The following is a 22,723-nucleotide window of genomic DNA, read 5'->3' as shown; positions in this document are numbered from 1 at the left end:
GTGGCGTGCCCGTGTTTTTACCCTACCTTCCGTGAGAATAGAATGAAGAGAGGGTGCATGTTGGTTGAGACCTTTGGCTTAAGTCTGCCGACGACGGCCAAGCGCCGATGATGCGAATGTGCGCCGTATACTGTATGCCAGAAGCATCCTAAATTTTGCGATCGCCCGAGGAGTTACCACCATTGGCTTTATCGTCTCAGTCTGTTCAACGGGGTAAGTCTTTGCATGAGCAAGCCTATGAAGCGTTGCGCATGGGCATTCTGTCGGGTGAGCTGGCACCGGGCGATCGCCTAATTGAAACGCAGCTGGCTCAGCGCTTGCAGGTTAGCCGTACTCCCCTGCGCGAGGCATTGCGGCAGCTTCAGCGCGAGGGGTTGGCCACGGCTGATACCAGCGGTGGCCTGCGGGTCACCACCATTTCGGCGGAAGATGCCACGCAGCTATATGACTGTCGCCTAGCTTTGGAGCAGTTGGCGGTGGCAGGGGCGTGTGAGCATGCGACGGCAACGCAATTGCAGCAGTTAGAAAACTATGTTGAGCAAGCCGAAAAATTGGGTCGTAGCCAATCCAAGCCGGATAATTTGCAACTGTTAGATCTGGATTACCAGTTTCACCATCTCATTGCCGAGAGTTCGGGCAATCAGCGCTTGGTCTTTTTGCTGGAGCAGGTGTTTGATGCGATGGCGCTGCTGCGAATTCAAACGCTGTGCCACAATCCCCAAGTGTTGGATATTCGCCTGGAACATCGGCAAATTTATGAGGCGATCGCCCAGCGCAATACCGATGCTGCAACCGAGGCGATTCAAACTCATTTAGTGTCGAGCAAGGCTCGGGTTGTTCAAGAAATTCAAAGCCTGACCCATAGCCTTTAGCGGCTGCAATCGTTGGCAACCGTTGGCAACCGTTGGCAATCTTGGCAACTCATTGGCAACCATGGGCAATCATGAAGCACCATGCTCATGCTGTGGTTTCGCGCTTCATCACCAGGGCAACGAGCAGGGCTGGTGTCCCGCATGCAATGCCAATTAGGAGCCATTGCTTGAGGCTGCGGCCTTTGTAGTAGGCGACGATCGCCCCCACAACCCCAATCAACACATGCAGGCTGAGCAAAAGCGCGAGAATCATTTCTGAGGAAAGTTCTTCAATCGAGGTCATATTTTTAGGAAGAATTCAGTTAAGTATTTGAGGATGAATTGATCGACCGGCTGGTGTTTCGCAATCTGGAGGGATGGGTGGGGGTGGTGCGCTACTTCCACAAGCAAGCATCCCAGACCTCCACCATCATCATCGACCGCATCCTAGCGTGACAAGCGAAGGATTGGATATTGGCGATGGCGTTTAGAAATGGGACGGGGGTGATGTGGCTGTGCTGGGTGATGCCGGAGATTGGGTTCGGCATCCCGCCAAGCGCAAGACCCATATCTCATTAGCCCCCTTGCTACACTGGAAGGCAATTCATCTCTTCATTGGTGATCCGCAAAAGGACTGTTGCATGAACCTCACTACTCTGTCGGATACATTGCTACTGACCAAGCAGTTGCCCCAATTAGACTATCCTATGGCGCGCGATCGCTTCGACGAATCGTGGAGAGCGCCACTGTCTACCCTGTTGGGGTTGGGACGTGCTGCTGGAGCCGACTTCATCGAGTTTTTTCTAGAGCGGGTCAACTACATTAGCTGTTTGGCAGAAGAAGATGCCATCACCAGCATTTCGCCCAGCCTGAGCACGGGCGCGGGTGTGCGCGTGTTTAAGGGCAATGCCGATTGCTATGTCAGCACCAATGATCTTTCGTTTGCAGGCTTGAAAGCCGCGCTGGAAAAAGGCTTGGGCATTATGGGCCTGTCGCTGCCTGCGCCGGCTGCCTTTGTGCCGGAAATTAACCTGGAGCTGATGCGCGACTACGCCACCGCGCGCGGCAAGGACAACTGGTTTGCCCAAAGCAGCCCCATTCGCGAAATGGGCGAAGTGTTGCTAGAAGCCAATGCCCACATTGCCACCAAGGCCAGCCATATTCAGTCGCGCCGTGCCAGCTACTTCCGCGATTGGCAGGAAGTGTTGGTGGCTGCCAGCGATGGCACCTTTGCGCGCGATATTCGCCTCACTCAGTCTGTGGGGTACAGCCTGCTGTGTGCCGATGGGGAGCATCGCGCCTCTATTGGCAAGCGTAACGGCAACACGGGCAGCCCCAGCTTCTTGCAAGCGTGGGATTATCAGACCGATGCGGAGGAAGTGGCCGAATCGGCTGGAAAGATGCTCTACGCGGACTATGTGGAATCGGGCACCTATCCGATTGTGATGGCGAACCAGTTTGGGGGGGTTATCTTCCACGAAGCCTGCGGTCACCTGCTGGAAACCACCCAGATTGAGCGCAAGACCACGCCGTTTATGGATAAGAAGGGTGAAAAGATTGCCCACGAAAATCTGACGGCTTGGGATGAGGGGTTGTCGCCCGATGCCTTTGGCACGATTGATATGGATGATGAGGGCATGCCCGCCCAGCGCACGCTGCTGATCGAAAACGGCATCCTCAAGAATTTCATTAGCGATCGCGCGGGTTCAGTGCGTACGGGCCATCCTCGCACAGGCAGCGGTCGCCGCCAAAACTATACCTACGCCGCCGCCAGCCGCATGCGCAATACCTACATTGCCCCCGGCAACTATTCGATGGATGACCTGTTTGCTTCCATCGACAAGGGCATTTACTGCAAGAACATGGGCGGTGGTAGCGTGGGCGCAACCGGACAGTTCAACTTTGCAGTGGCGGAAGCGTATTTGATCGAGAACGGCAAAGTGACCAAGCCGCTGAAGGGTGCAACCCTCATTGGCGAGGCAACGGAAATTATGGACAAAATTTCCATGTGCTCCAATGATTTGGGCTTGGCCGCTGGCTTCTGCGGTTCGGTGAGCGGCAGCATTTACGTGACGGTGGGCCAGCCTCACCTCAAGGTCGATTCCATTACCGTGGGCGGTCGATAGCGCTGGTTTGGTGGATGTATCTCTGGCCCTCATCCCCCCGCCCCTTCTCCCAATCTTGGGAGAAGGGGGACAAGATTCAAAAGCTCTCTCCTAGTTTGGGAGAAGGATTTTGGGAGAGGGCGACACGAGTGGGATGCACTCTGTTGGCTTCGTTGCAAACCCTTTTGACACAGCAGAATTTCTATGACGACACAGATTGATAACCTTGCTACCCAGGCCCAAGAGATTGCCAAGCGGTTGGGCATTCCCAAGTACGATGTGTACGGCGCGGTGGTGGATGAAATGAGCGCCCAGGTGGATCGGGGCGAACCGAAGCAGGTGAAGGCTTCTAACCGTTCGGGTGTAACGGTGCGGGTGTGGAATGACAGCGGCACGGTTGGCGTCACGTCCACCTCGGATGTGGACCCGTTGGGTTTGGAAATGGCGCTCAAAACTGCTTATGATGCCAGTCTGTTTGGGGCGAAGGAGAACATTCCCGACTTTAGCCCAGAGGCGATCGCCCCAATTGGCGGCACACCGGAGGAAAAAGCCCCCCAAGCACCCGTGACGGAGCTGATCGATAAACTGGTGCATGCCGAGAAAGAACTGCTGGCTGCCCATACGGCGATCGCCTCGGTTCCCTACAATGGCATGGCGCAGCGCCATATCGATCGCTTCTACCTCAACAGCGAGGGGGCGCGACGGAATGAGGGGCATTCTGTGGCCTCGATTTACCTGTACAGCAAAACGGAGCAAGAGGGCCGCAAACCCCGCAGTGCTGGAGCCTTTCGGGTGAGCCGAGCGCTGGATGGGCTGGATATTGCCGCCTGTGTGCAGGAAGCCGCGGAGAAAACCATTAGCCACTTGGCCTACGACAAGGTGAAGACGGGCAAGTATCCGGTGGTGTTTTCGCCCGATGCGATTTTGAGCCTGTTGGGGGCGTTCTCCAACCTGTTTAATGCGCAGAATGTGTTGGATAAGCAAAGCCTGTCCACGCCGGAATCGATTGGAACGGCGATCGCCTCTCCGTTGCTGAGCCTGTGCGATGATGCGCTGCATCCCGAAAATGTGGGCGGCGAAAGCTTTGATGGCGAGGGCACACCCACCCGTCGCCTTAGTCTGATTGAGAATGGCATTCTCACCAACTTTATGCACAGTGCGGGAACGGCCAAGCGCCTGGGGGCGCAACCCACCGGACATGCCAACATTGGCGCAAAGGTGAGTGTGGGTCGCCACTTTTACCATGTTTTCCCCGGTCAGCCTGCGGAGAAGGAATACTCGCTGGATGATGCCGATGGTGTGATTTTGATTGACGATTTGCAAGCGCTGCATGCGGGGGTGCAGTCGTTGCAGGGTTCTTTCTCTCTGCCGTTTGATGGCTGGCTAATTGAGAATGGCAAACGCACCAGTATTGAGTCGGCTACGGTAGCAGGCGATTTTCGCAAGGTGCTGCAATCGATCATCTATGTGGGCAAGGAGCTGGAACTGGTGGGCGGCGGTATTGCCCCCTATGTGTGGGTGGATGAGCTATCGATTACGGGCGAATAGCGATCGCGCTTAAACGCAATTTCTTAAGAGAACTCGCTCACAAGGCGGGTTCTTTTTTGTTGTGGGTCGGGGTTCAAGGAATCGTTTAAGCTCAACTGCGCGTCACTCCAGCAACCAGGCAAACAGGTCTTGAACAGTAAGCTGCATTTCGCTAGCAAAGGATGGCTTGGGAAGAGCTGAGCTTGGCTCGTCAAACACTTCAGTTTCCTGTTTGGAACGGTAAACAAAAACGGTTTGTTCTTCTGGGTCGATTAACCAACCCATTTGGGTGCCGTGCTTGAGGCAGTGCAGAATATTTTTGGTGACTTTTGTTTGGCTTTGGTCTGGCGACAGAATTTCAATCGTCCAATCGGGTGCCATTGAAAAGGTATTTGCGATCGCGCCGTTTTCATCGCGGGGAATGCGTTCCCACACAAACACTACAACGTCGGGAACAATGGAGCGATCGCCAAAGGTACACCGCAATTCGGGAAAGGCCCGTGCAATGCGCTTGGGCTTCACAATGCTGTTGATGGCAGGAACCAATTCTCCCTGAATTGCACTGTGTTTTCCCTGTGGCATTGGTTTTTGAATGATGTGGCCATCAATGTACTCACTCGCGGGTTTGGTTTCTGGCAATTCCAAAAACTCCGCTAAGGTTAATGGTTTTGATGGAATTTGTACCATTTGCTGGCTCCAGCTTCACCAGATTCAAGCTTAAATCCTATTCTACTGATGAAAAATTGGGAAAGTGCGGTTGCAGTAGGCGATCGCCATCACTCAACACATATTTGAGAGGCGTCAGTTGTAGACGTGACGAGGGCTGATTGATGCCAGGGATACAATGTAGGATAACCAGTTTGGAAAGGAAACATGGTTCACACAACAGATTATCTTTACGTTGTGCGGGATGATGAGATTTTGCACGGAGAACCGATTATCCGGGGAACCCGAACACCTGTTAGGGCAATTGTTGAAACGTGGCGAATGGGTGTTGCGCCCGAAGAAATTCTCAAAGGGATGCCACATCTAACACTGGGACAGGTTTTTGGAGCGCTGACGTATTACAGCGATCATCAAGATGAGATTAATCAGTACATTGAACGAAATCGAATTCCTGATGAGTTAATTGATCCAAACAATCACACTGTTGCTGTGTTTTAGCGATCGCACCGTTTTCATTACCAGCAATGCTCTCCCACAAAAACACATGTTGGAGATGGTGGAGCGATCGCCAAAGATACACCGCAATTCATGGGGTTGAAGCGGAAAGGGAAATTTAGGCGATCGCGCTAGTTGACCGCTCATCAAGCTTGTCGCCAATCTTCGGTTTGCAAGCCAGAAATCCGAACAAACTCTCGTTGGTTTGCTGTAACCATCATCAGGCTATGTTGAAGTGCGGTAGCTGCAATTAAGACATCGTAAGCACCAATGGGTTGCCCGTGGGCTTTGAGCACAGCACGGATTTGAGCGGCCCGTTCAGCTTCTACAGCGCCGAATGGCAGAATTGTCACAGAAGAAAGAATGCTGGCGATCGCGGGTTCAATTTTCTGAGCACGTTGCGGATTGAGTGCCAAGCCATAATGCAACTCCATAACTGTAATGGCTGAGATGGCAATATCAACAGGTGACGTTTGTTTAAGTTTGGCTGTGGTTCCAGCTTCACCCTTGATGAAGTCGCTGATGACGCAGGTATCAAGGAGATAGCGCATCAAAACAGCTCCAGTTCGCGGGGCGGAAGGAGTTCGTCTCGGTAGGACTCGAATGCTGGAAAGTTAGGGATTCCCTGGTAGGACAAAATAGCCTCTGGCCACTGAGCGCTGGAAACAAGCGGCGTTTGAATGATCTGGCGTAAAGCCCGCAGAATCAAAGTTTGCAATGGAACATTCGATTGCTCTGCTTGGCGGAGCAAGTCTTGCTCAAGATCTGGCGGTAGGTCGATCGTGATTTGCATATTTCCCCAGAGATCGCACGGTTGTTTCATTGTAGCGATCGCACCGTTTTCATTACCAGCAATGCTCTCCCACAAAAACACATGTTGGGGATAGTGGAGCGATCGCCAAAGGCACACCACATTCATGGGGTTGAAGCGAAAGGGGAATATGAGCGATCGCGCTAATGTCCAAGTTCGGTTGTAGCAATTCGTTAGATGACTGCGCGATGTGCTTGCTCTACACGTCGTATGTGCTAACGCTCTTTATCTGCCACTTCGCAATCTGAACGTAATCGCTGTGTGGCATGAATGTCTTATCAGTGATAGTTTTCGTCTCATCTGCGGCAATTTCGCTACTCAACGAAACGTCTGTTAGTTCGAAGTCGTCTTCATCAACTGCTTGGATTGATATATTCACTTCTAGAGGACGACCTGAGTTGTTCTGCACGGTTGCTTTTATCGCATAATAGATATCCCCGGAGTCATCAGGCTGCGACATCTGCTTTGTGGCAATGCCAGTGATAGTAATCTCGCTCATACTCTCAGTGCGTTCTTAATACTTGTGCAGAAACAGTCTGCATAATACGCTGAGCAAGCTGTATAGCCAGAATCTTTCCATATATTTTTATGCGTGTTGCAGAGTCGATTGAACGGTTCAGTTGAAAGATCAAGAAATGATGACAAAACGCTGAGGGGTACTTGTGTTCTCTTAGCGTTTTGTTTTATTGTGTGCGATACCGGAATTCGTTCTGGTGATTTAACCAAAGACAGGCTTAAGGTGAGGACGCTAGTTAGGAGTGCTGGAACACTGCCTAACCAGCTAACCTAACTCTCTGTACTGGGCAGAGGGCTAGGCTGGATCGATTTTATCGTTTCACCTCGCTAATGCTACATAAGTGGTTGGGTACCACGCCTTAAGCTTTTCTTCTCCACATCTCCATTGCATTAGCGAGGAACAGAATATGACATCGGAGTTTAACGAGCTGGTGCCTGTGCCCCAGCCCGAAAAGCCGCAGATTTGGATTATCGGTACGCGAGAGCAAGTCGTTCACATCATGAACGAAATGTACGTGAAAGAGATGGTGCAAGACCGAGCGCGGTTTACGCCCATCATTCCGGCACCGTTTGCCCATGGCAAAGTCATGACGGTGTTGGTGCGGTAGGAATAATTTGGAATTCGGAATTCGGAAGTCGTAATTACGAACTACGAATTCCGAATTCCGAATTAGTAAAGATGCTGTTTTGGCCTGCTTGGTGCTAGCTGCTGTGGGTTGAGCAGCGTCTTCCAACTGTGCCAGAGGGCGATCGCCCCTGATTCCAACATGAGGTAATTCGGAATTCGCAGTTTGGAATTCGGAATTGGAGGCTTGCTGTGTGGGTGTCAGGAGTGCGATCGCCGCCAAAAGCTTTTGCCATATTCAAATATTCAAACAATGGCTAGACCCAGCAGTGCAAGGGAACGGCGCTTCCCAACCTTTCACCATGCGGATGTCCATCATGACAGCGTGGAATAATCCACACCATGGTCTGGATAGAAAGCCACCCCACAAGAAACTGATAGTGAAAAATGCACCTCTCAATAGCTGTGATCTACCGAAACAGTCATTCATCATTGCAAAACTGCAAAACCTACCTAGACCAGACTTTGGCACCCAGAACGGAAGCTAAATCCTGACCTGAAGTACTAACTGTATAACGGCGCCCATCACCCGCCGCAGATAATCTTTGCATCAATACCAAGTTACTTTCGTGAAAAATTATCGATGGGGTAGTGGAAGTTAAAGCGGAGAATACACACGACGAGATCGGCGATCGCATTGAGGCTTTTGGCGATCGCTATCAGGAATCTTTCAAGTTGTGGAGAGTACTCACTCTATCTAAGAATCTGAAACCCCTACCAAAAGAAACTTCCCCTGATGGTTACAAGTCGCTCAATCCGCCTTGCTTGAAAGGGCTGATCCACAGACACCTATCGGCTCACCTGCTAATCTTCAACAAGGGAAAAGAGAGTCGCCCCAAGGATAATATTGGTCGCCCCAATCAGGCTGTCGTCTTGGTCTTCTCCCAAAAAGGTGAGGTGCAGACCGCCGACGATCATGAAAACAGAAAGGATATTGATGCCCCACTTGGAGCATCGTCTCAAGAACATACCAACTTGCCACGGATTCATGTCTTCACCTTCCCAAAAAAATAAGCTTTTGCTAAAGGGCCATGTGAGATTGAACAATATTAAGTATCAAGCCAGCTCATGCACTCAGCGGTACTGATATTCCCTGTATATATAGCTTTTTCCAACTTCATGCAAGATCTACAGCTATAGCGATGGCCAGTTTGATTAGGACATTTTTGGGGAATGGCTTTGCCATTCCCCAAAAATGTCCTTGTCCCAACTAAGCTGGCGACAGCTATAACAGCAAAAGCCAGCGATCGCAGACAACCTTAAACTCAGTGCCAGGCTTGCCCATCAATCCGCTGCACCGAGGGGTTAGCCCTCGCGCTGTGCCAGAAGTTCCTCCCACCTTGCCCAAATCACATTAAGTTATGGGATACGGAGGGAGATGATTCTTATAGTTCTCAAAAGCGACTTCCTTGGTATCTTTTGAAGCATTAGGATTGTGACTCACTTCGTAAACGACATCTCTACTATGATGATGTGCTAATTTGGCTAAGATATCGCTAGGTGTATTGCGATTTCTAGCAATATGGAAATGAACAGTATCATATTCGTAACTACAACTTGCCAAGCAGACTAATACTTCAATCGGGGTGTTGGGATGCTTAGCAACATCGTTAAGAATGCCTATATCTTCCTCGTCGGATAATTGAACTAATAGCTCGGCTGATGTACCCGGATTCCTAGCTACGCCAGAACGTAAGAAATAGTCTGGGCTATTTGCTAATTCCTCTAACAAATCAAGGGGCACCTTCGGATGCTGAGCCGCAACTCGACGAACTAACTTGCTGGAATCATTGAAAAGTTGAATTAATATCTCTGAAGGAATATTTGGATGTTCGGCAACGGCGCGACGAACCCGTTCATCCGCATCGTTAGCCAAATTTATGAGCACTTCTGCTGATGTATTCAGGTTGCGAACAACGCTCGAACGAACAGCCCAATCGTGATCTGTAGCTAAGTGTATGAGCGCTGCTGTAGGTGCATTGCTGTGATAAGCAACATTTAAGCGGACGCTACGTGAGGGGTCAGTTGCTAGATGCTGCAATAGCTCAGAAGAGGTTGATTGATTGCGAGCAATTGACGAGCGTATATTGGCATTGTCATCCCTTGCCAGAAGGGCAATATTGTCTGGAAGCAAAGAAGGATTGCAGGCAAGCTCTTGCCGAAACCATCGATCAGGGTGTCGCGCCAGCCAGTTTTGCCATGCAGGTTGCAGTTTTTTGTCTCTGAATAAATTGCCTGGGCAGTGTCGGCAGATATTGGTAAACCACTCATGGTTTTCGTGCAGCGTTGATAAACCTACTTTAGGGTCATTGAAACCAAGGGGGAGATTTGTCATCATTCATGTACCTAACTGGGCTTGAATAACCATGATGATACATAGTTCCTTCAGACAGCCTGCAAATGCACCTTTCTCCCAAAAGTATTTCCCTTCAAATGACTTAAACCCTTATTTCCAGAGTATTGATCTCACCATCCAAATACCACGCTAACGACCAAGCTCACCGGACGCAGGCTTTAAATAACCGGCTTGCGGCGTTCCGGTGCAGCGACTTGTTATGCGTACATTGATTGAAGAGAATTGCCAGAAAATACAATTTAAATAGATTAGTTTTGATTTCTCACTTCCCATTGAAATGTTATGTCATTTTCAAATATGTCAATTAATTTAATGAGTACGAAAAAGGTCGATCCGACTGGTTGTACAATTGCAATCATTCCTTTTTTCATTCTTGCAAAGTGACTAGGAAACCTGAAAACCATTGGATCAGTGATGTCTCCAAAGCTGCTTGCTCCAGCAGCCACTCTTACAGCTCCGTTATTACTCGAAAGATCTACACATCCATGAGTTGGCTGTAAAGTAGCCCATTTTATAGAGATGCTTCGTAAATCTGTTTTACTGAAATGCACTTCAATACTTATCCCACTCTGAACTACTGGGACACGTCTCTTGCCATTACCGTAGATTTTGTGGATTTCTCCATATTCAAACGTTTCTTCCTCAACAGCAGCTCGTAACTTTCTATTAAAGAAACTTACGCTTATATTATTTTCTAACAACTTTCTAAATCCTTGTGAATAAATCGTTCCGTTGGGGTCTAAGACACCTATAACAACTTCAGTTATTCCTGAGTTGATTATTAACTCTGCACAAGATTGAATATCTTGGTCATCAAATAGTTTGACGCACGGCTCTAAAGTTGTGTAGATAGTTGAGTCATGAAGTTGATCGGCACATAATTTCTCTATTGCTACACGTTCAGCGTGGTCATTGCCCCGTTCACCACGATAGCCAGTTGCAAGAAGTTCTCCGCTTTTCGCGATCACAGCCCCCACTCGAGGATATTTCGTACATTTGAGGTGTTCCTCAATTGCCATTTTCATGAAGTCTGTTTTTGAAAATATTTTCGTCATATCATTTTGTATGCATAACTATTTAATAGACGGAAAATTTCCGCCTAAGATCCCATATTAGGTGTATGGAAAGAAAGATTCGGCATAACTCCCTGCATTTAATACTTATGCAGATTATTTCTGCATAATATGCTGCTGGGGCTGAATCGCAAGAAACTTTCCGCATATTTTTATACGAGGTTTGTCCAGAATCCTCATGGGTTTGAATCATTTGTCGGCGTCGAAACCCACAACAAATGATTGAACTGTGTCACTTATGGAGGTGAGCGATCGCATCAGTTTCCGCTATCGGCTTTGTCCATTGGCCGAGTCCGTCAGACCCTGGTGCGCCACGGTGCAATTTCGTCCCTTTGCCTTCGCCTTACGCAGCGCTGTATCTGCATGACGAATCAAATCCTTTGGCAATGCATGATGGGAATCACATTCAGCAATGCCAAAGCTCGCTGTGGTATACCCAACCGGTTCAAAATATCTAGCGGCCAGAGTTTTTCGTAACCGTTCAGCGAGATTATTGGCATCCGTTAAATTGGTATTTGGGCAGATAACAATAAACTCTTCGCCACCCCATCGCCCCAGAACATCGGTACTCCGCAAGCAGCTTTGACAAAGACGAACCACTTCAATTAAGAGCGTATTGCCGATCACATGTCCATAGTGATTATTCACAGCCTTGAAGTGATCCAAATCAAACAGGATGACGCTAAATCTCTGTTCGTATCGATGATGTAAAGTCAGGTTGTAGTCTAAAATTTCGTCGATTTTTAAACGATTGAAACATTGAGTCAAAGAATCGGTACCGGAAGTTTTTCGGAGTTGTGCATTTGCCGCAGACAGGGCACGAGTTCTTTGAATGACTTGAATTTCCAATTCTTGGTTCGTCTGCTCCAGCGCTTTTACAGACTGAAAACGCTCTTCTAAAAGGCTCATTAAGAAGAGTGGGGTGATGGAAATAGTGCTAATGAATGAACCTAAGAACAAGACGGACTGAACTGGATCTGCTTCGGTAAAGGCACTTTGGCCTTGGGATGTTCCTATCACGGCTCCCAAACTTACGATTACGATTGTGAGTTTGGTGAAGAATCTTGAAAAGCGAAAAGCTGACCAAACGAGTAGGGCAAGAATCAGATACTCGATAGAAACTTGATGAAAAAAGACAAGCTTACTAACAACGAAGAGCAAACTGATCCAGACAATTGGCTCCCAGCTTATTGGTTGAAGCTTGGGTGGTTGCCCATATTTCAAAGGGCCGTAGATGCGAAAGTAACATGTTAATAGTAGTGGAGTTGCAATTAGGCTGCCTACACTACCCGAAATCCACCGGGTCAAGATCCCTGCATTAGACCACGTCATGACGGATGCAAGGCTTAGGAAAGATGTGTCAATCATTGCATTGAAAAGTTGATTGAGACAAACGCCAAATGCAATGAATACGAGGACATGGGTTGCTTTCAAAAAAGGGTATCGTGTTCCTGTGGTAGTTTGAATAAGCGCCGCGCTGGCGATCGCAGTGAAGACATTTCCAATTGCGAAGAAGATGAGACAGGCGACCATGAGTGGACTAAGGCTGAAAGACATGAGCCCAGCGCCTAGCGATCCAAGCAAGATGCCAAACCAAATTTGAGGTCCCCAAATTAGGGTCGCTGCCAAGGCAATTGCGTCAGGAAACCATATGGCGTTCACATTTTCTGATAGGGTTGTGAACTGGGTGCCTAAAACTTCTGAACCAGCCATGGAACAGGCAATTGTTAGCACCTGTGCCAGCCAGCGCCAACCAGAGACGTTTTCTGAAACGGGCGGCCACAACCCGTGCCATACACGACGAATGAATTGCATAGTTTTAGTATTTGTATCTCTGTCGCTCTTTTAGCTTGAGAAACTTAGCCGTTCTAGCCGTCAACAGGAAGAAACTGGATCGGTGGAGAAATGCTTGTACGTCGCCCTACCCCATAGCAAGAGCGATCGCACCCTTAAACTTTGAAAGATACCGAAACTATGTGACAAGATTGTGGCTTTAAATGTTGTCAGCAAAACTTTTGGGAACATTCGTGTGAACGTTCCCCACCACCAACTGGAGAGAAACTAAAACTTGTTGCGATCGCCACCCGACAACTGCAATGTCTGATGGAGTGTCTCCTACCACGGTGATGTTCTAAATATGCGGATGGTTGTTGTAGAAGGCAGTAAAGTCGCCCTTCTACAACAACCATCCACTCATCTTCTTAAATTGCTGCTGGGATTATCAACTCAAAACCTTTCCAACCAAGGTTTTAGGGATATGTATTGGGCAACGCCGATAATTCGTCATTCATGACCTGGATATACCAGCATCCCATCATCATTTCCAATTCCGCTCAAGGAGATGGTGGTTTGTTTTTTCCTTCCGTCACCTGTTTCACAAAATGCTGTTAGGATATTTCCGTTGATGGAGAGTTGATTGCAACTGTCTTGATACGTGCTGGGCTGAGTGAAGTTTGTGGCAACCAGCATCCCGTTAACGTTATCAATTCCTCTCAAGACGATGGAAGTTTGAACGAAATCGCCACTCCTGGTTCGACAGAATGCAGATAGCAAATCGCCGGAAATTGAAATGTTCTCGCAGCTATCTTGATAGGTGCTGGCAGGTAGATGCGAAATATTCATCACTGTATGGGCTGCTTCAGGCTGAGAAGCCAGGGAAGAAGAGGCTGATGCGGGTGCAGAAATTGTCCCAGTGGGAGGCGTTTTTAAGTGGAGTACTAAACCAAGGGCCAGAACGAACAAACCCATGGGAATCGTCCACCGTTTTTGCTCGGCGGATACCTCAATAAAGCCTCCCAGCTTGGTCACAAAACCCAGGAGGACAAATAGCAATCCTGCCAAAATGAGAATGGTCGTTAATGGTATGTGTTGGATGGCGGTTAGAATGGCTTCCATGGTTTACAATGCTGCCTGTCGAGTCGTTCAGCTTGAATAGCAGTATTCCCATGGCGTGGTAGTGGCTAACAATTCATCAGGTTCCACGACACAGCTTTTGAGTGTTGTGGGCGATCGCAACGCAATCAATGTGCAGCATGAATGGAGTGCCTTGCTCAAACCTCAACTCAGCATGCAAAAGGTAACCATGCCCACTACCCGCCGCAGCTTTGGTCAATCCGCTGCACCAGAATGACTATGCTGCAGCGTTTAGTCGATGATGGAGAACTATGGGCAACGCTGCGAAAGTTCTGCATTGTAGTGAAGCCATTCTACAAATTTGGGAATGAATGCGATCGAAAGAAATGCCGACAACCCACCAATAAACCAAAAAGGCTTCTTTCTGTACCGATACTTGAAAGCCAGATTGATTACCCAAATTAGCAGAGTCGTCAGCCAGATTAGGAATATGAAACTTACAAAGACGGTTTCAGCATCTCTATCACAGTCAACAATGCTTAAATCACCATACTTATTAAATTGAACTATCCAAACTAAAAGAGAGAAAAATAGTAGCCAAATTATTAAAGCTCCCTGAAGTAGCCAGCGCATAAAAATCTATCGAATACTTTAAATAATCATCGAAATTCTGTATTCCTTCAGGATAAATAGCTAGTAACCAATCATCCTTAGATACTAAATTTGCATTTCATTCTTGAGATGTTTTATGGGACAACATTAGATTCGCCAGCTCCCATTTTGCCGCAAAAGAGTCTTAAAGTATCTTTTGAATCATTTATTTTCCTTGCATAACTAGCAATTCAGAATCAAATTTGCTGGATGCCGATTGATTCTACAGAGCTTTGCTCTTGAGTTACCCAGATTTGGATGGCTCAACGGCTACTTTGCTGTAGATCCACCCCGTATGACCCAATTAATAACGAGGGTGCTGTAGATCTACTCTAAATTCAGGTAGATCAACAGCAGGATTTCGCAGATGTGCCCACTAGGTGAGGGTTGATTTGGCATAAGCGTTCGTAGCTGGTTGGAAACGGTGAGTCTCCTTGAGGGCGCAGAGCTACCCAACGACCAAGCTCACTGGAAGCAGATAGCCTATGCAACTCAGCCGACCAGCTTGCAGCGTTCCCAAGCAGCGACGGGTTAGTTGGTGGAAAACCCCATGAGCGTAGAGCTACGGCTTTTTCTAGCTAATGACGTAGCAAAAGCCGTACAGGAAAGCCTTAAAAAGTTTTAACTTTTGTAACAAAATGTGATAAATTTGTTACAAAGAACAAGAAAAGGCAGAACTACACCGCAAGGATGTTCTGCTTCACGATTCAGTTTGCTGAAAATTCAACGAGGTACCCCTCCTTATGGCAATTACAATCGATTCCGCTCGCAGTATTTTCCCCGGAACCTTGTCAGCTGATGCTGTTCCTGCACTCAACGCACGCTTCAACCAGTTAAGTGCCGAAGACCAGCTTGCATGGACGTGGTTTGCCTTCCTGGAAATGGGCAAAACGATTACAGTTGCAGCTCCTGGCGCAGCCAGTATGCAGTTTGCTGAAGGAACCCTAAACCAGATCAAGCAGATGACCTTTGAGGAGCAGACTCAGGTCATGTGCGATCTGGCAAACCATGCAGATACCCCCATTTGCCGCATTTATGCCACTTGGTCGCCAAACATCAAGCTGGGATTTTGGAATCAGCTTGGGAAATGGATGGAGCAGGGCATTGTCGCACCCATTCCGTCGGGCTATAAGCTTTCTGCCAATGCAACTGCTGTTTTAGAAACTCTCAAAACCCTTGATCAGGGGCAGCAAATCACCGCCCTACGGAACTCGGTAGTAAATATGGGGTTTGATGCAAATAAGCTGGGTGGTTACACCAGAGTTTCTGAACCGGTGGTTGCGCCGAAAGAAATGTCTAAGCGCACCAAAGTCACCATTCAGGGTCTCAATCACCCAACCGTATTGAGCTATATGAACAACCTGAATGCGAATGACTTTGAAGAGCTGATCAAGTTGTTTGCCGAAGATGGTGCTTTGCAGCCTCCTTTCCAGAGACCGATCGTGGGCAAGAATGCAATCATGCAGTTTTTCCGTGAAGAGTGTCAGAACCTCAATCTGCTTCCTGAACGGGGTGTTGCTGAACCTGCAGATGACGGTTACACCCAAGTTAAAGTCACAGGTAAGGTACAAACCCCCTGGTTTGGCGCCGCAGTGGGAATGAACATGGCATGGCGGTTTTTGCTCAACCCTGAAGACAAAATCTTCTTTGTTGCGATCGATCTACTGGCTTCTCCTAAAGAGCTACTGAACTTGATGCGCTAGAAGACTGTTCGTAAACTATTGACTGTCAATTCATCGTTAACGATTCATCATTAACGATCGCAATGAGCGTTCTAACCACGGACGCTCAATTCTTCTGAGTAAACGCAATTACAGCGTTTTTTACATTCAGGACTTACGCAGTTGCATGATGTTTGGGAAGCTTAGTGCCCCAACCATCATTCAGTCCCCTGGTTTTTTGGATGAAGTGCGTAAGTCCTAACATTGTTTAGATGACTTAGATGCACAGTGCGTGGGCTTCGCTTCCAGGCGGAGATCCTGCACTCCATTTTTATATCACTAGTCTGAAAAGGCTGTATTCAACCGAACTGCTGTACAAGTTTTAGATCGAACCATGCACGTGAGTGAATCGAACTGGACGGATTTGGAGAAGAAAATTGCTCGAACCGCTTTTGGTGAAGCTTATAAGCGAGAGGTTGCGGCGTTGCTGAAACAAGTTCGAGAGGAAGCAGGAGCGATCGCAGAAGTAGAAGATCTCTGGCGATTGCACAACTTTTTAAGCGCTAAAAGGCATGAAATGGAGGGTAAGTATGACTACTCCTACTCTGCTCTGATCTTTATCTTTGCAGGATTGCTGAAGGAGGGTTGGCTCAACATGAGCGACTTGGAAGGACTCGCTCAGGACAAGCTGGCTAAGGTTGCGGCACTGGCGCGAATGTAGGTGGAAATTGCATTTCAACAGCTACTAATCTCGCTCAAGGATTGGTTGAGCAGTTGCCAGGACTTCTTCCATAATGCCTATTCCTGCTGCAAACCTGCTCGAATCAAGTTATTATTCCACGTCTTTTGGCAGTGGGGTAAGTTCGCGGATCAATGCTTTAGAATCAATTCTTTAATTGTCCAATGCGTAATCGGTTTCCATCAGGATCGGTTAGTTTGACTTCGCGTGCCCACGGTTGATCCTCAATTTCGGCATTAAACTCAGCAGCAATTTCATCAACACTATCGACGTATAAGTAGACGAGCGTATTTGGTCTGGCGTCGCCTTCGTGTTCTGATAGGTGAAGCGCATTTGACCCGCGACGTAGAAATAGATACAAGGGAAACCCCGGAGCAAAGCGGTGTTCTCCTTCAACAACAAACCCAAGCCGGGCATACCATTTTGCCGTTTCACGGGCATCTACAACGCGAAAAATTGGGACAAGTTCTTCAGGCATGAGGATCACTTTCTATTTAGAGGGTTGGCATGTGATGTGACTGGTCTAGTGGCATAAGGGTGCCATCACCCGCCACAGATAATCTCTGTATCAAATCCATGACTGTCTGACGGTGTTGTTCAGTCGTTGCAAATTTGTAAGTACCTCGACACCATTAAAAACCAGATCCTAAAACCCGGCTCAAATTAGCGGCGGCAGTCAGCTCCGAATTCAGCCCTATTTCACTGTTGGCCTGCATTTGAACTGTCAAACGGCTTTTTTTCTTAGGTTGCTTGCAGAATATAGAATGTATAACCATAGAACTCGCTGAATTTCTCAAACAGTCTCATCTCTTCTTCAGTTTCATGAATAACGAGTTGAGTCATTGGGGTGAGTTCGATTTGCCCCATCCGCTGACGCAATGGTTCATAATAATTGACCCACCAAGCTTGATTTGGCAATCGATGGGTAGAAAGTACACTAAATCCAGATCGATTAGCCCGATTGATATTCTCAGCCTCGGTACCCATCATGGGATAGGCGTTTTGCCAATAGGTGCTAGCAGGCTCTGGCACATTATCCGCAAACCAACTCAGTTCTGATATGACGGCAATGCCGCTATCTATAAGAAGCGATCGCCAAATTTTAAGAGCCTGCTCAAACCCAAGATTATAAGCCGCTCCCTCTGACCACAGCAGGTCAAGTAACCCGGCTGGCCAATCGAGTTTAGCCATGTCGCCATGAACCGGAATAATGAGATGCTCAAGACCGACCTGTTTTGCACGAACTTTGAGTTCTTCAATAAACACAGATGAAGCATCTACTGCCATGACAGGGCTTTGGTAGTGTTGTGCAAGCAGCAATGCACTGGCACCGCTTCCACATCCTAGATCCGCAATGTGTGGCTTGAGCGGCAAAGTAGAAAGAGTGCTCAAAATATTGCGCGAGAAGTCAGAGTCACCTGGCCCTTTATGCTCAAGCCCACGGTGTAAATCAATCAAGGCGGCAATGTACTCTGTTTGAGCGTCTGTATTCATAGCTCTTATTCCAAGAGACTCCTGCCGTTTAACGGCGCAGTTGAGCGGCGGCAAGCAACCTTTGCAGCCTAACCGATCGCTCCTGTTCCGCCGTTCCAACGCAGTGTTCGACTGTGCCATAAACTTCTGAAGTACATGCTCAGTGTGGTTGCACAATAATGTTTGCACCCTTGTTTTACAAGATTTGCCAAACTTCAAGCATCAAATCTTGAGAACTTAAGGCGAGAAACTCACCAGTTTGTGAAAACCACAATTGTTCGATACCAGATTGAAAAACCTGTTGCTCAAGAAGAACTGCAACATTTTTAATATGAACAGATTGTTCGGCAGACCAAGAAAACGGTGGTTTAGAAAGTATTGCAGCATTCTCGATATCAACAAAACGCAGAAAGCCATCTGGTGAACCAAGGGCAACAAAATCATTAGTGGGTGACCAATCAACTATTCCAGATGAATCCAGAAATAGCCTGTTTTCCCAATACTCAGCCCTAACAGGCATACAGCGGCTTTCCAGAGGTGGTACATCCCACAGAGAAAGTCCACCAATCCCATCACCTTGAGAGAGTAAAATCTTCTGATTATCTGGCGAAAAAGCAAGACCAATTCTTGTGTGCTCGCCTGGTTTATCTATGGGGTCATAGCCATAGTTGCAGACACACTCACCATCCTCAATGCACCACTGGTAAATAAGCTCATGGTAAACTAACGGCTCGCCGAGAGAGGAAAAATGAATATCTAATCCGCTGGCGGCTAGTTGTGTACCATCTTTAGAAATTGCGATTGTATCAATATGTCCATCGCCACATAATCCCCAGTCGAACGTTCTTACAAGTGATGCAGTTTTAGTATCCACCATATAAAGTGTGGATAATACTTTAGTAAAAATATTTCGAGGGAGCTGATAAATTCCGAATATGAGATATTCACCATTGGGGGTAAACTGAGCAAATTCTACTGTCCAAGGAACTGATGAAGTTGAGCTATAATCTTGCACTGCTGTCCGTCCATAGATTGGAATGTTCTCTATGGAGAGAGTGTGAGTTCGTTCAACTTGAAGCGTGTTGATATTCCAACAAGCAAGATTTTGCAACTTATCAAAAGAGTATAGATAGTTTTCACAACAACTCAATTCTACTACTGGAGATTTATGCCACTGAAGAGTTGCAACTTCTAGACCACCTTTAAAGTCATAGTAGTGTATATTTCCAGCCTGGTTTCCGGTAAACAGACGTGAGGTTCCAGCCTGAAAAGCAAGGCTAGTAATTGATTGCTGAATTTGCCATTGAGATACTCTTTGGATTTCCAAATCTATCAATCCTCAATTTCAAGGCTTACCAACTTTCTAACATTACCCGTAAAACTCACAGGTAACTTTCAAGTCACGGCAGCACCAACATCAGCAATTTGGCAGTCGAACGTTCGAGCTGAGCCGCGAACGCCGTCGAGTACGACGTCGTCGGGCTAGCGGTGTTCGTCGGCTCCAGCGAGTTTGTTATTTCGCCCGCTTACTAATAGGGTTCCCCAGCGCTAACATTTATTACTAACAAAAAGGGCCGAAATAACTATTAATAGACGGAAAATTTCTGCATAAGATCATAAATTAGGGTGGATAGGCGGAATGATTCGGCATAATATTCCAAATTCAATGCTTATGCGGAAATAATCTGCATAATATCCTGAGCAAGATGTATCGCTAGAATCTTTCCACATATCTTTAGGTGAGTTGTGGGGTTGGTTGGTGGTTTGGTGAAAGATCAAGAATTCATAACAAAACGCCAGGTGATACTTGTGTTCCCCTGGCGTTTTGTTTTATGGTGAGCGATACCGGAATTCGTTCCGGTAATTGCAAAGGACAGGCTTAAGGTGAGGACGCTAGTTAGGAGTGTTAGCAGCACTGCCTAACCAGCTAACCTAACTCTCTGTACTGGGCAGAGGGCTAGGCTGGATCGATTTTATCGTTTCACCTCGCTAATGCTACACACGTGGTTGGGTACCACGCCTTAAGCTTTTTCTTCTCTACACATCTCCATTGCATTAGCGAGGAACCGAATATGAGTTCAGAATTTAACGACCTGTTGCCGACGCATCAGGCCGACAAGCCGCAGATTTGGATTATTGGCACGCGGGAGCAAGTGGTTCACATCATGAATGAAATGATGGTGAAAGAGCTGGTGAGCGATCGCGCCAAGTTCACCCCCATCATTCCCGCACCATTTGCCAACGGCAAAGTGATGACGGTATTGGTGCGCTAACGCTAGCTTTCAAAGTCCCTCTCCCAATTTTGGGAGAGGGATTTAGGGTGAGGGCCACAAACCTGGAGTGCCCATCCCTGGTGAGCCTGTTTACCGCGTGTTTGCGAACAATGAAGGCGTGAGAAATTGACTATAATGCGATTTCTCACGCTTTTTTCTTGCGCGTTTCTTCGATCGCCACCTATCGCCTCATCCGAAATCTCATGACAAAAGCAACCCAGCAACCGCCAGAACTGCAATCGCAAACCAACGTTGGCCTCCACTATCAGGTCGCCATGTCCAATCCCGAGTCGCATTTATTTGAGGTTACGCTCACCATTTCGGGATGGCGATCGCCCCAACTCGATCTCAAAATGCCCGTGTGGACACCCGGCTCCTACCTAGTGCGCGAGTACGCCCGCCACGTGCAAGAGTTTGCCGCCACCAGCCAGGGCCAACCGCTCACTTGGCGCAAGCTCGGCAAAAACCACTGGCAAATTGATGCAGCCAGTGCCGAGCCCATCACCGTGACCTATCGCCTCTTTGCCAACGAACTCACCGTTCGCACCAACCATTTGGATGGCACTCACGGCTACTTTAATGGAGCCGCTATCTTCTTCTATATTCCCGGTCAGCAGCACCTTCCCCATCGACTCACCGTTGTGCCCCCTCGCGATTCCTGGCATGTGGCCACCACCCTGCCCGCCGTTGCCGATATGCCCCACACCTTTCAGGCTGCCGACTTCGATACCCTGGTGGATACACCCGTAGAAGTGGGAGAACACGCCCGCTTTAACTTTGAAGTAGAAGGGAAGCCGCATCAGTTCGTGATTTGGGGTCAGGGCAACTACGACGCGCAGCAGCTGATCAAAGATACGCAAAAAGTGATTGAGGTCGAAAGCAACCTGTTTGGTGGCTTGCCCTACGATCGCTACCTTTTTTTGCTGCACCTCTCCAACCAGGGCTTTGGCGGACTGGAGCACAAAGATAGCTGCACCCTTAACTACTCGCGCTTTGCCTTTCGGGCGAGCGATCGCTACAACCGATTCATACAGCTCGTCGCCCACGAATTTTTCCATCTGTGGAACGTCAAGCGCATTCGTCCCAAAGCATTAGAGGTCTTCGACTACGACCAGGAAAATTACACCCCCTCGCTGTGGTTTAGCGAAGGCACCACCAGCTTTTACGATTTAGCCATTCCCTTTCGCGCCGGACTGTACGACGCCAGTGCCTATTTGAAAGAGCTGAGCAAAGAAATTACCCGGTTTATGACCACACCGGGGCGCACCGTGCAGCCCCTGAGCGAATCCAGCTTTGATGCGTGGATTAAGCTCTATCGCCGCGATGCCAACAGCGACAACAACCAAATTTCCTACTATCTAAAAGGGGAAATGGTAACGCTGCTGCTGGATCTGCTAATTCGTAACCAGCACCAAAACCAGCGCTCCATGGATGATGTGATGCGGCGCATGTGGCAGCGCTTTGGCAAAGACGAAATCGGCTTCCTGCCGGAAGAGTTGGAAGAGGTGATTGAGGCGATCGCCGGAACCGACTTGGCCGACTTCTTCCACCGCTACCTGCACACCACCCAAGACCTACCCTTCGACGAGTATTTGGCACCCTTTGGCCTAATGCTCAAGCCCGACAACACTGCCAATCTTCCTCCATTCACAGGCATGACCGTCAAAACCGAAAACGGGCGCGACATGGTGAAATTTGTGCACTACAATTCCCCAGCACAACGGGCTGGAGTCGATGCAGGCGATGAATTGTTGGCCCTCAACGGTCTGCGCATAACCGCCGATCAACTGAGCGATCGCCTCAAAGACTTTCAACCCGGCGATGCAGTGCACATCACTTTCTTTCATCAAGACGAGCTGCGCACCGCTAGCCTAACCCTGGCGGCACCTCAGCCCACCAGCTACCAAATTGCGCCTGTTGCCAACCCCACGGCTGAGCAAAAAGCCGCTCTCAACGGATGGCTGGGGATCACCCATGAGGCGATCGCTTAAATCGGGTTGATTTTGGATTGGGGATTTTGGATTGAGGATTGGGGATTGGCATTTGAT

Annotated in this window: 23 protein-coding genes; 11 read left to right on the top strand and 12 right to left on the bottom strand. The window is 48.3% G+C overall.

Features of this window, described 5'->3' with window-relative positions; translation table 11 throughout:
* Positions 1–182: 182 nt before the first annotated feature.
* The gene (locus ACQ4M4_RS19635; protein ID WP_430686151.1) at positions 183–872 is read left to right on the top strand and encodes a GntR family transcriptional regulator; all 690 of its coding nucleotides are present in this window, start codon (positions 183–185) and stop codon (positions 870–872) included.
* A gap of 85 nt (positions 873–957) precedes the next feature.
* Here ACQ4M4_RS19635 and ACQ4M4_RS19630 read toward each other — a convergent pair whose 3' ends face one another.
* Positions 958–1,155, bottom strand: coding sequence for a hypothetical protein (locus tag ACQ4M4_RS19630; protein ID WP_430686150.1), 198 nt, complete (start codon positions 1,153–1,155; stop codon positions 958–960).
* Positions 1,156–1,492: 337 nt separating this feature from the next.
* Between ACQ4M4_RS19630 and ACQ4M4_RS19625 the strand changes: the two genes are divergently transcribed.
* Both ACQ4M4_RS19625 and ACQ4M4_RS19620 read left to right on the top strand, forming a co-directional pair.
* Entirely contained in the window at positions 1,493–2,977 is a 1,485-nt protein-coding gene (locus ACQ4M4_RS19625; protein ID WP_430686149.1) for a TldD/PmbA family protein, read from the top strand.
* Between the two features lie 183 nt (positions 2,978–3,160).
* Positions 3,161–4,504 carry a TldD/PmbA family protein gene (locus tag ACQ4M4_RS19620; protein ID WP_430686148.1) on the top strand — a complete coding sequence of 448 codons (1,344 nt, stop codon included), beginning with the start codon at positions 3,161–3,163 and terminating at the stop codon, positions 4,502–4,504.
* A gap of 102 nt (positions 4,505–4,606) precedes the next feature.
* Here ACQ4M4_RS19620 and ACQ4M4_RS19615 read toward each other — a convergent pair whose 3' ends face one another.
* Entirely contained in the window at positions 4,607–5,170 is a 564-nt protein-coding gene (locus ACQ4M4_RS19615; RefSeq protein ID WP_430686147.1) for a Uma2 family endonuclease, read from the bottom strand.
* Between the two features lie 186 nt (positions 5,171–5,356).
* On the opposite strand from ACQ4M4_RS19615, the gene ACQ4M4_RS19610 reads away from it, so the two are divergent.
* A complete protein-coding gene (locus tag ACQ4M4_RS19610) occupies positions 5,357–5,647 on the top strand; it encodes a DUF433 domain-containing protein (RefSeq protein WP_430686146.1) in 291 nt (96 codons plus the stop codon).
* Between the two features lie 143 nt (positions 5,648–5,790).
* On the opposite strand, the gene ACQ4M4_RS19605 is transcribed toward ACQ4M4_RS19610, so the two are convergent.
* The 3 genes from ACQ4M4_RS19605 to ACQ4M4_RS19595 all read right to left on the bottom strand — a co-directional run bounded on the left by ACQ4M4_RS19605 (position 5,791) and on the right by ACQ4M4_RS19595 (position 6,954).
* On the bottom strand, positions 5,791–6,195 hold the full coding sequence (locus tag ACQ4M4_RS19605; RefSeq protein ID WP_430686145.1) for a type II toxin-antitoxin system VapC family toxin: 405 nt from the start codon (positions 6,193–6,195) through the stop codon (positions 5,791–5,793).
* Positions 6,195–6,563, bottom strand: coding sequence for a hypothetical protein (locus ACQ4M4_RS19600; protein ID WP_430686144.1), 369 nt, complete (start codon positions 6,561–6,563; stop codon positions 6,195–6,197). The genes ACQ4M4_RS19605 and ACQ4M4_RS19600 overlap by 1 nt, the downstream gene beginning before the upstream one ends.
* A 91-nt stretch (positions 6,564–6,654) precedes the next feature.
* Positions 6,655–6,954, bottom strand: a complete 300-nt coding sequence (locus ACQ4M4_RS19595; protein WP_430686143.1) for a hypothetical protein — start codon at positions 6,952–6,954, stop codon at positions 6,655–6,657.
* A 424-nt stretch (positions 6,955–7,378) separates the two neighbouring features.
* Here ACQ4M4_RS19595 and ACQ4M4_RS19590 point away from each other — a divergent pair, with 424 nt between their 5' ends.
* Together ACQ4M4_RS19590 and ACQ4M4_RS19585 are read left to right on the top strand one after the other, a co-directional pair.
* The gene (locus ACQ4M4_RS19590) at positions 7,379–7,579 is read left to right on the top strand and encodes a hypothetical protein (RefSeq protein WP_430686142.1); all 201 of its coding nucleotides are present in this window, start codon (positions 7,379–7,381) and stop codon (positions 7,577–7,579) included.
* A gap of 608 nt (positions 7,580–8,187) precedes the next feature.
* Positions 8,188–8,610, top strand: a complete 423-nt coding sequence (locus ACQ4M4_RS19585) for a hypothetical protein (RefSeq protein WP_430686141.1) — start codon at positions 8,188–8,190, stop codon at positions 8,608–8,610.
* A gap of 340 nt (positions 8,611–8,950) precedes the next feature.
* Here ACQ4M4_RS19585 and ACQ4M4_RS19580 read toward each other — a convergent pair whose 3' ends face one another.
* The 4 genes from ACQ4M4_RS19580 to ACQ4M4_RS19565 form a co-directional block, all read right to left on the bottom strand.
* Positions 8,951–9,934 (bottom strand): HEAT repeat domain-containing protein, encoded by a 984-nt coding sequence (locus ACQ4M4_RS19580; RefSeq protein WP_430686140.1) that lies wholly within the window; start codon positions 9,932–9,934, stop codon positions 8,951–8,953.
* A 266-nt stretch (positions 9,935–10,200) separates the two neighbouring features.
* Positions 10,201–11,007 (bottom strand): deaminase, encoded by an 807-nt coding sequence (locus ACQ4M4_RS19575; protein ID WP_430686139.1) that lies wholly within the window; start codon positions 11,005–11,007, stop codon positions 10,201–10,203.
* Positions 11,008–11,292: 285 nt separating this feature from the next.
* On the bottom strand, positions 11,293–12,738 hold the full coding sequence (locus ACQ4M4_RS19570; protein ID WP_430686174.1) for a diguanylate cyclase: 1,446 nt from the start codon (positions 12,736–12,738) through the stop codon (positions 11,293–11,295).
* A 570-nt stretch (positions 12,739–13,308) separates the two neighbouring features.
* The gene (locus ACQ4M4_RS19565) at positions 13,309–13,833 is read right to left on the bottom strand and encodes a CVNH domain-containing protein (RefSeq protein WP_430686138.1); all 525 of its coding nucleotides are present in this window, start codon (positions 13,831–13,833) and stop codon (positions 13,309–13,311) included.
* A gap of 148 nt (positions 13,834–13,981) precedes the next feature.
* Between ACQ4M4_RS19565 and ACQ4M4_RS19560 the strand changes: the two genes are divergently transcribed.
* From ACQ4M4_RS19560 to ACQ4M4_RS19550, 3 genes are all read left to right on the top strand, one after another.
* Positions 13,982–14,155 (top strand): hypothetical protein, encoded by a 174-nt coding sequence (locus ACQ4M4_RS19560; protein ID WP_430686137.1) that lies wholly within the window; start codon positions 13,982–13,984, stop codon positions 14,153–14,155.
* A 1,117-nt stretch (positions 14,156–15,272) separates the two neighbouring features.
* Positions 15,273–16,232 (top strand): orange carotenoid-binding protein, encoded by a 960-nt coding sequence (locus ACQ4M4_RS19555; protein WP_430686136.1) that lies wholly within the window; start codon positions 15,273–15,275, stop codon positions 16,230–16,232.
* Between the two features lie 352 nt (positions 16,233–16,584).
* Positions 16,585–16,911, top strand: a complete 327-nt coding sequence (locus ACQ4M4_RS19550) for a hypothetical protein (protein WP_430686135.1) — start codon at positions 16,585–16,587, stop codon at positions 16,909–16,911.
* Positions 16,912–17,074: 163 nt separating this feature from the next.
* Here the strand turns inward: ACQ4M4_RS19550 and ACQ4M4_RS19545 are convergent, their stop codons facing one another.
* The 3 genes from ACQ4M4_RS19545 to ACQ4M4_RS19535 form a co-directional block, all read right to left on the bottom strand.
* A complete protein-coding gene (locus ACQ4M4_RS19545; protein ID WP_430686134.1) occupies positions 17,075–17,407 on the bottom strand; it encodes a bleomycin resistance protein in 333 nt (110 codons plus the stop codon).
* Positions 17,408–17,670: 263 nt separating this feature from the next.
* Complete coding sequence (locus ACQ4M4_RS19540) at positions 17,671–18,477, bottom strand: SAM-dependent methyltransferase (RefSeq protein ID WP_430686133.1); 807 nt, start codon at positions 18,475–18,477, stop codon at positions 17,671–17,673.
* Positions 18,478–18,598: 121 nt separating this feature from the next.
* Entirely contained in the window at positions 18,599–19,729 is a 1,131-nt protein-coding gene (locus ACQ4M4_RS19535) for a WD40 repeat domain-containing protein (RefSeq protein WP_430686132.1), read from the bottom strand.
* A gap of 745 nt (positions 19,730–20,474) precedes the next feature.
* Between ACQ4M4_RS19535 and ACQ4M4_RS19530 the strand changes: the two genes are divergently transcribed.
* Both ACQ4M4_RS19530 and ACQ4M4_RS19525 read left to right on the top strand, forming a co-directional pair.
* Entirely contained in the window at positions 20,475–20,675 is a 201-nt protein-coding gene (locus ACQ4M4_RS19530) for a hypothetical protein (protein WP_430686131.1), read from the top strand.
* A gap of 203 nt (positions 20,676–20,878) precedes the next feature.
* Positions 20,879–22,666: a M61 family metallopeptidase gene (locus ACQ4M4_RS19525; protein WP_430686130.1), complete on the top strand. Its 1,788-nt coding sequence runs from the start codon at positions 20,879–20,881 to the stop codon at positions 22,664–22,666.
* Positions 22,667–22,723: the final 57 nt, after the last annotated feature.

The sequence above is a fragment of the Leptolyngbya sp. AN02str genome (assembly GCF_050565595.1).
In the GTDB taxonomy this organism is placed as follows: Bacteria; Cyanobacteriota; Cyanobacteriia; order Elainellales; family Elainellaceae; genus Kaiparowitsia.
Note: the sequence above shows the minus strand (reverse complement) of the source record. Positions and strands in the feature narration are given on the sequence as shown.